Below are 11,312 nucleotides of genomic sequence, written 5' to 3'. Positions count from 1 at the left end.
CTCGAAGAGAACCACAACCCCCGGCAGGACGTGTTTTCTGATAGAGAAGCGTTTTCCTATGGCTGAAGGGAAGCAACCTTCCCACAATACCGGGGAGCAGAATTGATAAGGACGGCCCGATGAATACACCCTTTGTCTTCGGCTGGCAGCAGCTCTTGCTTTTTGCCATCGCACTCCTTGGCCTGGCCCTGCTTATCTACGCCATCCACGGCGTGGTCCGTGGCGAGAAGGTCTACTACCGTCAAAAGCATCCCTACCGCAGCGAGAAAGAAGCCTGGGAGCACGGCTGGTATGACCATCCCCACCGACGCTTCTTTCGCTATCGACGGCGCTATCGCGTGGGCCACGGTCTTGGGGGGCTGGTTCTGTTGTTGTTCGCGATCCTGCTGCTTTGGCTGACCTCGCTGATGCAGACTTATATTGGACTGACCGGCGATATCAAGGTAGCCCAGATCCGGGCTCATCCTGTTGCCAATATGCCTCACACCATGAATGTCGAGCTGATTCTCTATGGCCAGGACGGCAGCCAGCTCTCGGATAACTTCTACATTGTGGCTGGCGATGAGTGGATGCTCCAAGGCGACATCGTTAAGTACCCGGCCTGGCTGAATGTCCTGGGCCTTCATTCGGGTTACAAGCTGACGCGCCTGGAGGGGCGCTTTGACGATCCCAATCTGGAGGCGAATGCCAAGCACACGGTCGTGGTCCTGAACGGGGGCGATGATAACTTCTTCCAGACGATGCGCAATCAGCAGGGCAGCTGGCTCTCAAATTTCGTGGAGGCCTCTTACGGCAATGCCGTTTTCAACCCAGCTGATGGCAGCTACGATGTCTTCGTCTCCCAAACCGGCCTGTGGGCGAAACGCACGTCCTCTTAGCTGAGCTGGATCGAGCGGGGCTGAGCCAGGAGAGCGCCGCGACGAGAGGGCGTCTGGCGGCCAGGCTGATCGCTTGTCCCAGAGATTTTACCACCGCCGCAGCGCTCCCCATCTCGATCGCCCCCGCTCACGCACTGTCTCCGCCTCAGCTCCGGCGAGAGAGGGAGAGCACCAGCTCGCGGGTCGTTTGCCAGGCTGACGAATGGGGATCGATGAGAGCAAAGTGGTCAACGCCGGACAGCTCGACAAGTGTGAGCTGATCACCCACAGCACAGGCGCGGGCTGCGTAATCGCGGCTGATCTCTACAGGTACACGATCATCTGCCGTTCCATGGATCAAGATCTGGGGGACGCCGAGCGGAAGCAGAGCCGCTGGCGAGGCCAGGTGATAGCGTTCCGGCACATCATCAGGACCGCCTCCCAGCAACTCAGATACGGCATCACGTCCTAGATGGCGACGCCAGCCGGCCTCTAGATCGATGACCCCCGCCAGACTAACTGCTCCCTGCAGGGGCAAGGCTTCCTCACTGGCAAGCAGCGCCCGTTCAGGGCCGGCGACCCGCTGTCCGAGGCGGGGCCGCGCCGCCAGCCAGAGAGCAAGCTGTCCTCCAGCGGAATGGCCAACAGAGACGAGTCGTTCGAGGTCAAGATGATAGCTCCCCGCCATCTGCCGCAGGGCATCCACGGCTTGGGCGACGTCCTGCAGCGTGCCTGGCCAGCCTCCCCCGTCGTCGCCCAGGCGGCGATACTCTATATTCCAGGTGGCCAGACCGTGGGCCGTCAGATCCTCGGCCAGCCCGTGCATGAGAGAGAGATCATAAGGATTGCGCCAGAAGCCGCCATGAATCAGCACCGCCACGGCATGAGGTCCTGGAGCAGACGGCAGACGCAGTTCGCCAAAGTGCAGGGGCAAAGGGCCATAGCTCAGGCGCATCACTGGTGCTCCAGGGCTGGATGGGTCCGTCATGCCCATTGCTGCTTCCTCCCGCTCGCAAGATGAGACAGCCCCAATTGGGGCCGTGCACTTTCTCAGGATAACAGACGAACTGGTCTGGAGACAAGCCGGGCCTCCTTGGCTGGATGAAGCCCTTCCCTCAGCCCCACAAGCCAGGACCTATTAGACAAAACGAGGAGCTATCCACTTGTCGCAGATAGCTCCTCAGCCGGGATGGATACCCGGACGAGACTGATGGTGAAGGGCCGTGGAGCCATTCCCCGGCCTCTTGTCCTTGCCTTTAGGACACCTCCGTCGTCAACCTGGATTCGCCCAGGGCTGCCTGCCTGGCACGACGGGCCGCCATTGCTTCGGCATAGCGCACCGGATCAGGTGTGTCCGGGCGCAGTGAGCGCGTGGCACGGACTACAAAATGGGCCTCAACATCCTCCGTCTGGAACATCTCTTTGGCATAGGCAATGGCATCTTCCTGGCTGAATTCCTTGCAGGAGCAGATATCTATATCGACCTCGCCGTACTCGGGCCAGGCGTGCAGGCTAATGTGGCTCTGGGCAATGATCACAAAGCCGGACATGCCGGAGTCGAGCGGATTCGGTGTCTCGATGTCGTAGAGGTGCACCGGACTCACCTTCTCCATCCCCACCCGAGCCGGGAATTCGTCCAGCACGCGCCTGAGCAGCGGCTCACTGGTCAAGAGTTCCCGTTTGCAGCCGTACAACTCCAGCATTAAATGCACAAGCATCGGGCTACTCCTCCTGTAGACATCAAAAGTATGAAATCTGCGAGTCTTCACCCTTACTCGGCCCAGACTGCCAGGTTAGCGACTCGCTGCAATCAATTCAAGTGCCGTTTTGAGCACAAGTGATATTATACGGTAGCAGGTCAACGGAACCACAAGGCGACTGCTGTCGCGGCCCAGCCTGCTGGCTCTCTCCTCTCAGGAGAGGAAACTCAGAGCCGACGCTGAACCAGAAATGCATCCAGCTCCCGGATGATGACTAAGGGGAGCCGCTTCATTGGCCTGCCTCCTCATCTGAACTAGTAATCGAACCCAATCGTTAGAGTATCACTCTGCTTGAGCTTAAGTTGCTCTCCATCTGTAAGCAAGCGCGCCTCGATCACTGGCCAGCCCAGTCCCTCAGCTGGAACCAGCTGGGGAGACATGGGCAGACGCGTTCCCCAGAGCAAGCGAATGGAAAGAGATCAGCTCAGCAGTTTGGGGAGGAATGGCGGGCGCTGCATGGTAAAAGGATCAACCGGGGCGCAGAAGCCCAGAGCCACCGCTCCCCAGCGCTCAACAAGCCTGGCAACGAGAGAGCCACGTTGCTCCCGCCAGCCACGCAGCGCGTCGGTCGCGAAGGTGCTTGCGTGGAGGGAGCCAGGCCCTGCTGGCAGGACAGGTCATCAGCAAGTGGGCCGCCTTGGTCCAGTGGACGCAGTTGATCGTTGCACTTGTGCGTCGCTCAGGCTCAGGCTTGGCAATCCGCCAGGCGGTCATCGCGGTAGAGAGCGGCCTCTCCTGGTCACGCCCACTATCCCGTGGGCCGCCCAGCTGCGGTAGTAGAACATTCAATCGCTGTACCAGGAGGAAGCTGGTTATTGGCTCCTGGTCAAAGACCCACGCCTTGAGCACTAACAGCCCTCTCCTTAAGGCCGTGCGGATCTGGCGCTTCCTGATCACGATCATGCCGGAGACCGAGGTAGGCCAGACCTTGCCACTGGCGCAGGAACTCTGCTGCGGCCCCCTTCGAGCTGGCCAGACCTGAACCTTGATGGTGAGGTCGCGGGCTTCCTCCTGTATCGCCGCTCTCAGCGGCTGAGGGAACGCGGGGTAAGCAATGGCGTCGTTCCTATTGAGGATGAGCTGCTGTCGCTGTATGTCTGTGCTACATGCCGCGCTTGCTACAAAGAAACGTGCTGCCTCCTGCCAGCACGCAATATGATCAGCTTCAGCAAAGTGGTGGTCACTTGCTACTGCTCTGCCTGCCTCTAACTGCCGCCGCCAACAAGGAGGCAGATGAGGACAACACCACCGATCGGCGTGGAAGAGACGTTCTTCCGACTGCTCAGATTGCTCGGATTGCTCAGACTGTCCGGCTTCCTGGGTCGCTGCGTGATGACCGCGCTGGGTCTGCTGCCGACAATGTGGACTCTGCTGGGCCATAGCTGATAGTACTGCCAATCCTTTCCTCCCTGGTCGGGTAGGTAGTGGTGCCGGACTCCGGCAAGCCTGACTTTCAAGCAGGCACGCATGCAAATAACTTGCTCTTTTCGAGCCAGGCATAGGGGCCTGGCAAAGTGAGCGCCGCAGAAAGTACTTCTGCCCTCTTGCTCTTTCTGCCAATGCGTCTGGCCAGGTAATGAGCTATCACGCGACTGACGCATGAGCACGCCTGGCCGGCTTATTCAATCATCGCACGCCGGATCTCGATGATCTGATCGCGCAGCTCAGCAGCTTTTTCGAATTCCAGCTGCTTGGCAGCGGCGCGCATCTGAGCCTCCAGATTCTTAATCAGGCGCAGAGCTTCCTCTTTGGGAATACCCGTCAGGGCCAAGGCAGCTTTCTGCTCCTGATGACCCTCATCGCCCCCCGTCCCACTCATCGCCTTGATACGCTCGGAGAGCGTCTTAACCTCTTTCTTAATACCACGTGGGGTTATCCCATGCTGCTCATTATAGGCCATCTGCAAGCGACGCCGGCGGTTCGTCTCATCAATGGCCCGCTGCATGGAGCCAGTGATGGTATCCGCATACATAATGACCGTGCCTTCAACATGGCGCGCGGCTCGCCCGATCATCTGAATAAGCGAGCCTTCCGAGCGCAGGAAACCCTCTTTATCTGCGTCCAGAATCGCTACCAGTGAGACCTCCGGCAGATCTAGCCCCTCGCGCAAGAGGTTGATGCCCACCACCACGTCGTATACCCCCAGGCGCAGGTCGCGCAGGATGTCGACGCGTTCGATGGTGTCGATCTCCGAGTGCAGATAATGGACTTTGATGTTTAGCTCCTGCAGATAGTCGGCCAGGTCCTCGGCCATTTTCTTGGTCAGGGTGGTGACCAGAGCGCGCTGCCCTTTCTCGACCCGCTTGCGAATCTCAGCCACCAGATCATCGATCTGGCCCCTCGTTGGACGCACAAAGATCTCGGGATCAACCAGGCCCGTCGGGCGAATGATCTGTTCGACCACTGCCTCGCTGTGCTCATACTCATAGGGGCCAGGCGTGGCCGATACAAAGATCGCCTGGTTGATCTGGCGCTCAAATTCGGCGAAGGTCAGCGGGCGATTATCGAGAGCCGAGGGCAGGCGAAAGCCGTAGTCCACCAGCACCTGCTTGCGCGAGCGATCGCCCTCGTACATGCCGCGTACCTGGGGCAGGGCAATATGCGACTCATCGACCACCAGCAGAAAGTCATCGGGCATGTAATCGAGCAGCGTCCAGGGCGGCTCACCTGGGGCGCGTCCCGAGAGGTGCCGCGAATAGTTCTCGATGCCCGAGCAGATGCCGGTCTCACGCAGCATCTCGATGTCGAAATTCGTCCGCTGCTTCAGACGGGCCGCCTCCAGCAGCTTCCCCTGGGCCTCCAGCTCGGCCAGGCGCTCTTGCAGCTCGGCCTGGATCGATTCGATGGCACAGTTGAGACGCTCACGCGTCGTGACCCAGTGCTTGGCCGGGTAGATGTCCAGGCGCTGCCTCCTCCCCAGCACTTCTCCAGTCAGCGGATCGATCTCCGTCATGCGCTCAATTTCATCGCCAAAAAACTCAACCCGCACCGCTACATCCTCATAAGCCGGAAAGATCTCCAGCACATCTCCGCGGACACGAAAGCGCCCCCGAGTAAAGTTGGTGTCGTTGCGCTCATACTGAATCTCGGTCAGATGGCGCAAGATTTTATCACGCCGCCGCTCCTCACCAACGCGCAGCGTGAGCACTACCTCCCCGTATTCTTCCGGGCTGCCCAGGCCGTAGATACAGGAAACTGAGGCCACGATCAGGACATCGCGCCGCTCAAAGAGGCTCCTGGTTGCTGAGAGACGAAGCTTCTCTATCTCTTCGTTGAGGAGACTCTCTTTCTCGACATAGGTATCGGTGCGCGGAATATAGGCCTCTGGCTGATAGTAATCGTAGTAAGAAACAAAGTACTCTACTGCATTATTTGGAAAGAATTCCTTGAACTCGCTGTAGAGCTGTGCCGCTAGGGTCTTATTGGGGGCCAGCACTAATGTTGGTCGCTGCACCTGCTCGATGACCTTGGCTATCGTATAGGTCTTGCCACTGCCAGTGACTCCGAGCAGCGTCTGCATGCGATAACCCTTTTTGAGGCCCTCGACGAGAGCCGCTATGGCCTGCGGTTGATCACCGGTTGGTGCGAATGGTGCTTCTACTTTGAACTCAGGCACCGGTCTTGACCCCCTCATGTCTCTTAGCGCTTGCCCGCTGATACTTGTCTGCGTCCTCTGCGTTGGCGGTGGCTTGGGCTTATGGCCGAGTCTCCAAAAGTCCTCACCATTATATCATCTTCTCTCCCCAGTAGCGACCCTTTCTTTCCCCTGGTCGCCTGGCGGGCGCTTGCTATTCAGGGAACCCGGACGGACATGCACGGGTATGGGACTCTGGGGCAAGGTTGATTTACACTGTCTTTACGAGGCGTTATGCTACAATGGTAGCGAGAGGCCGGGGGGAGAAGCCCCCGCCTTTGTCACTACGCCAAGCCCAGAGAGAGTATCCACCCAAGGAGTCTTTGGTTATGGCGCAGGATTCGCCATTGTCGTCTTGCCCTCGCTGTGGCGCCCCGGCGAGACCCGGTCAGCGTTTCTGCCCTAACTGTGGCCTGAGCGAGGAAGAGGCTTTCTCTTACCTAAGCGTACAGCCACCGCAGCCTGCATCTGGACAGCAGGCGCCAGCGGTGCCCGTCATGGCAGCACGTCCGCTCGCCAGACGCCTTCCACGGCAGCGCTGGCTGCTTCCTGTCCTACTCGCCCTTGTGCTCCTCGTTGCCCTCGGCTACATCGTCGCTGGCTTCGTCGGTGTCCCTGTGCCAGGTTTCCCAAGCCACGCCCAGGGACCAGTGACGACGCTGACACTGAATGCGACGGTGACTTATGCTAGCGCTCGCCTGACGATCCAGCGCGTTCAGCAGGCGCAGACCTTCGCCGATGATCCACAAGCTACGGCAGACGGGATGCTGCGTATCTTCTTGCATGAGGAGAATCCGACAGCCAGCCCAATTATGTATAATCTTTATCAGTGTGTCCATCTGCTCGTGCCCGGAAAAGGCGCGGAGGCTCCGTTGCTTGTGACTGCCAATGGCCCGCTTGTTCCCCAGGCGAGCCGCAACAATCTGCTGGACTTTGCAGTCCCTCTGAATCTCCCCCTCAGCAAGCTCACCTTGCGCCTGGGCACGGCCAATGAGGCCCAGATGGATATCCCTCTGACGAGTAAGCCGGATCTCTCACGCTACGCCCCCCGTAGCGTCACGCTGAATACACAACTGCAGTACTTCGGACTGAACTGGACCGTTACCAGGGCAGTGCTGGCCTGGAGCACTGCGGGCCAGCAGGCTCCACGGGGCAAGGTCTTCTTGACCCTGACGCTGACGGTTGAGAATACGCTGGCCCAGACGGCGATCCCCGGCTCCCCGTACGATTATATCCGTCTTCAGACAGCCAACGGTGACAGAATTGCCCCTAGCTATAGCACCTTGCCCGTGGCCTTCGTCCAGGGAGCTAATGGCCAGGGCGGCACGGTCACTTTTAGTGTTCCTCAGCAGGATCAGCAATTTACCCTGATAATGGGCCAGTCCGGCAGCGGCATGCAGAGCGCTAGCACGACTATTCGCCTGGCATCCTAGCCTTACCGCCGCTGTCTGCCCAGACAGTTCGGCACTGGCCGGTAGTTCGTCCATCACTACCGGGGATCAAAGGCGAGCAAACACACACAGCAAAGAGAAGAGGCGAGGAGAACCAGCTGCTGAGCTGGTCAGAAGGACGTGTCCCTGGAAGGAGATCCCCCCTTCCAGGGACAGCAGGCAGTTGTGTTCCACAGGAGCAGTGAAAAGCAGGGGTTTCTGACCCGCGCTGGCGCTTAGTCCAGCAGGAAGCTCCCCATCAGCTCACGTCTGAGGGCCGCCTTGCTTTCTTCGTCGAGGGCCGTAGGTGCAGGGCCTGCTGGTTCGCCTTGAGCCAGCCTTTGCTCAGGTGGATGTTCTGCACTCTGGGGTCCAGCTGATCCAGCTTCAGGACCAGAGCTGGCAAAGGCCCCGAGCGGCCCTGTGGCAGCGGCGGCAAACTCATCAAGTAACATTTCTTCGAGATACGAAGGGGAGAGCCGCGGCCCCTCTAAGGCTGGTGCCTGGGCCGGGGGCAGAGACCGAGCCATCTGCTGGGCCTCCAGCGGACCAATCGAGGCCCTGATCTGCGCGATTTTCCCGGAGCGCTCCTCCGCCGACGTTACCCCTCGCTGGTCCTGACTCCCGAGGTGCTCCTCGTGCCGCTCTGATAGCGACTGAGATGACGGCGGCACGGCTATGTATTCAGGCTGCGCAGCGACCGCCGGTGCAGGCGCGGTGATCTGCCGCTCTACCGTCCCCACCACAGACAGGGGATAGCGCACCCCCAGAATCTCTACAAAAATCCCTCGCCCCTCGCGTAGATCTTGCAGCTGCTGGCGCAGCTCGCGATTCTCTCTTTCAAGCTCTTCTAATAGACGCTGTTGGGCATAGATTGCTTCTAGAAGACGATCAAAGGTATTGCCACTTACTGTCATTGTATTCAGTTTCTCCTCTCCAGTTGCAGACCTAACGATCCGATCAGCCACGACCAACCGCTGCCCGCGAACTCTGGAGACAGACAAGATAGAGACGGACTATAATCTCACGACCTGCCCCCACTCCCCAGCGTAAGACAACTGCCGCCCTCTTGCCTCGTCCAGGCGCTGATTCTGGCCACCCTACACCGATACACCACCAGCTAGATGCGCCTGTCATCAGGTCTGTCCGACCAGTGAAACAGCGTGATTACCCGAGAAACATTTCTTTGGCTTAGAACGGTTGAGCGGCAGCGAAGTAACAATGGCCGAGCTTTGGCCAATGGCCCAGAGTGAGGCGTTTTCCCCTTGCCCCGGATTAAGATTGCATGTTACAGTTATAGCCGGAACAACCGACGCGCCGGCTCAGGTGCCTCTCCCCCTTTGGGGTAAACCAAAAAGGGGATGGCACAACCCAAAATCATCTGAGCTCAGCTAAGGACTCTACAATGCAGGAATCGGTGACACAGGCAGCAACAACAGACCAGTCGCAGGAGCATCAGCCAGGCCGTGGCCGCCTCGGCCCCCTGCTTTGCTGGGCAGTCGTCTTCGCCGACATTGGCACCTCAGTGTACTATACACCCGGCATTCTCTACGTTACTGTGGGGAAACTGGCCGGGTTCTTTGTCCTCCTCACGATGGTTGTCTTCGTACTGCTCACGCTCAAGTACGCTGAGGTCTCGGCACGCTTCCCCCAGGGCGGTGGTGTTGTCAGTGTGGCAGCCCATGCTCTCAATCCCTGGTTCGGCGCCCTGGGCGGGATGTTTATTCTCGTGGACTACTTCTTGACGGCAGCTTTGAGCTGTCTCTCGGGCATCTTCTATTTCAGCGTCGTCTTCCCAGCCCTGGGGCCTAACGCTCTCTGGATTACAATCGCTGTCCTGACCCTTCTGGGCATCCTTAATTGGATCGGTATCACAGAGAGCGCCACGGTGAGCTTGATCGGCGCCTTGATCGCCTTTGTCAGCGATCTGGCTATTCTCGTTACAGTTTTTAGCCATATCTCACTCGCTGAAGCCCTCCATCTCTTCGCAAGCATGTTCGCCGGCAACGCCGTGACTCCGGTCAAGCTGCTGGTCGGCTTCGGAGGGGCCTTCCTGGCTTTCTCAGGCCTGGAGAGCATTTCTCAGCTGTCGCCGGTCATGAAGACCCCTCGCAAAAAGGTCGCCGGCCTGGCTCTGCTGCTGGTCGTCGTGACGATCGGCCTCACCAGCCCCCTGCTCACGACTTTCTCGACGCTCCTGCAGCCCCAGGAGGCCACTGACCCTCTCAAGAACAGCCAGCTTGTCTCGCTGCTGGCCGGCCATTGGGGGAATATCTGGCTCCAAAGCGAGGTGGCGATCAGCGCCAGCGCTTTGCTGGTCTTTGCCAGCAATACCGCGATCATCGGCGCTTACCATGTGTTTATGGCCCTCTCGCGTATGGAGTTCCTGCCCTCCTTCGTGCTGAAGCGGAATCGCCTGCGCGGTACCCCCCACTATTCGATTGCTCTGGCCACTGGCGTGCCGATCGTGGTCTTGCTGCTCGTTCACGGCCAGTTGGACCTGCTCGGCGATATGTACGCCTTTGGCCTGTTGGGGGCCTTTTCCTTGACCTGCCTGGGCCTGGATGTTGTGCGCTGGCGCGAGCGACAGGCGGCTCGGAATCGCGCCGCCGCCCTGGCGGAGCTGCGGGAGAGCCAGCAGAATGGCCATGTGTCCAGAGAGGCAGATCTGGCGCTCACCGCCGAAAGTGGCCTGGTCCTCAACGGCCACCACGGGCTTCAGTCCTCGCAGCAATCCACTCACGGCGAAATCGTGGAGAGCTCCGAGCGCTCTTACGAGGGCTGGCGCGGCCTCTGGTACACTATCGATTTCTATCTGGGGGTCATTACCACTTTCCTGGTGACGCTGGCCTGGTCAATTAACCTGGTGGCCAAGCCGCTGGCTACGGCCTTCGGCGGCTCGGTCGCTTTATTGGGCATGGGGGTGGCTTTCTATAACTATCGTAGCCACCGCCTGATGGGCCGCTTGCCTGTGCCTGTGACAACGATCGAGGACCATCTCCACGGATCCATTCTGGCAGTGCTAACAGCTAATAATCCTCATAATGAGGATGTGATCCGTACGGCACTCCAGAGCGCCGATGGGCGCCCAGTGGTCTTCCTCTACGTTGGCGAGCCACGCGTGGCTCGGACACCACGCCTCTTCGAGGTGGTCGATCCCTACCTGGAGGATGAACAGGCCAAGGAACTCTTCGGGAAGGCCGAAAGCCAGGCTCGCCGCGCTAAAATCAGCACCCGCCGCTATGTCTATCGTCCCTATGAGCCGGGAACGATCGCCCGCGTTTGGCAGATCGTTCACCCTCACGATACGATTGTCCCCGCCGACGAGGTGCCCAGAATTGAGGATATTAACCCCGATCGCATTAGTTACGAGATTAGTCCCGGTGGCGGAATGCAGGTGGCGCATATGGTGAAGCGCTGGTAACCTGAGAAGGTCGGCAGGCGCTCAGCAGGTGCACCGTCGGTGTGCCAATCCCAACTGGTCGGCACAATAGCATTCAATAGCATTGAGCAGAGTTATGCCCGCTCGTAGAGGAGCAGGTTCCAGACACTGGCGAAGATGCTTATGCCTGCCCGGTCTGGCCCGGCCCAGCGACTTGTGTGGTTCGCTGTCTTCCCTGGTCAGGACCAC

At 59.3% G+C, this 11,312-nt stretch carries 8 protein-coding genes; 4 read left to right on the top strand and 4 right to left on the bottom strand.

Annotation, left to right across the window (positions count from 1 at the left end; translation table 11 throughout):
- The first annotated feature begins 119 nt into the window (after nucleotides 1–119).
- Nucleotides 120–878 carry a hypothetical protein gene (locus KTAU_RS18965; RefSeq protein WP_151729852.1) on the top strand — a complete coding sequence of 253 codons (759 nt, stop codon included), beginning with the start codon at nucleotides 120–122 and terminating at the stop codon, nucleotides 876–878.
- A gap of 145 nt (nucleotides 879–1,023) precedes the next feature.
- Here the strand turns inward: KTAU_RS18965 and KTAU_RS18960 are convergent, their stop codons facing one another.
- Nucleotides 1,024–1,845 (bottom strand): alpha/beta hydrolase family protein, encoded by an 822-nt coding sequence (locus tag KTAU_RS18960; protein ID WP_151729851.1) that lies wholly within the window; start codon nucleotides 1,843–1,845, stop codon nucleotides 1,024–1,026.
- Nucleotides 1,846–2,113: 268 nt separating this feature from the next.
- Nucleotides 2,114–2,575: an S-adenosylmethionine decarboxylase family protein gene (locus KTAU_RS18955; protein WP_112427191.1), complete on the bottom strand. Its 462-nt coding sequence runs from the start codon at nucleotides 2,573–2,575 to the stop codon at nucleotides 2,114–2,116.
- A gap of 1,275 nt (nucleotides 2,576–3,850) precedes the next feature.
- Here KTAU_RS18955 and KTAU_RS21685 point away from each other — a divergent pair.
- Nucleotides 3,851–4,003 carry a hypothetical protein gene (locus KTAU_RS21685; protein ID WP_170293431.1) on the top strand — a complete coding sequence of 51 codons (153 nt, stop codon included), beginning with the start codon at nucleotides 3,851–3,853 and terminating at the stop codon, nucleotides 4,001–4,003.
- A 232-nt stretch (nucleotides 4,004–4,235) separates the two neighbouring features.
- Here KTAU_RS21685 and uvrB read toward each other — a convergent pair whose 3' ends face one another.
- Nucleotides 4,236–6,251 carry an excinuclease ABC subunit UvrB gene (gene uvrB, locus KTAU_RS18950; RefSeq protein WP_170293430.1) on the bottom strand — a complete coding sequence of 672 codons (2,016 nt, stop codon included), beginning with the start codon at nucleotides 6,249–6,251 and terminating at the stop codon, nucleotides 4,236–4,238.
- Nucleotides 6,252–6,580: 329 nt separating this feature from the next.
- On the opposite strand from uvrB, the gene KTAU_RS18945 reads away from it, so the two are divergent.
- Nucleotides 6,581–7,684, top strand: coding sequence for a zinc ribbon domain-containing protein (locus tag KTAU_RS18945; RefSeq protein ID WP_170293429.1), 1,104 nt, complete (start codon nucleotides 6,581–6,583; stop codon nucleotides 7,682–7,684).
- A gap of 233 nt (nucleotides 7,685–7,917) precedes the next feature.
- Here the strand turns inward: KTAU_RS18945 and KTAU_RS18940 are convergent, their stop codons facing one another.
- A complete protein-coding gene (locus KTAU_RS18940; protein ID WP_151729848.1) occupies nucleotides 7,918–8,598 on the bottom strand; it encodes a hypothetical protein in 681 nt (226 codons plus the stop codon).
- Between the two features lie 488 nt (nucleotides 8,599–9,086).
- Between KTAU_RS18940 and KTAU_RS18935 the strand changes: the two genes are divergently transcribed.
- A complete protein-coding gene (locus tag KTAU_RS18935) occupies nucleotides 9,087–11,105 on the top strand; it encodes an APC family permease (protein WP_151729847.1) in 2,019 nt (672 codons plus the stop codon).
- The last annotated feature ends 207 nt before the right edge of the window (nucleotides 11,106–11,312 follow it).

It is taken from the genome of Thermogemmatispora aurantia, from assembly GCF_008974285.1.
GTDB classification, from domain to species: domain Bacteria; phylum Chloroflexota; class Ktedonobacteria; order Ktedonobacterales; family Ktedonobacteraceae; genus Thermogemmatispora; species Thermogemmatispora aurantia.
Note: the sequence above shows the minus strand (reverse complement) of the source record. Positions and strands in the feature narration are given on the sequence as shown.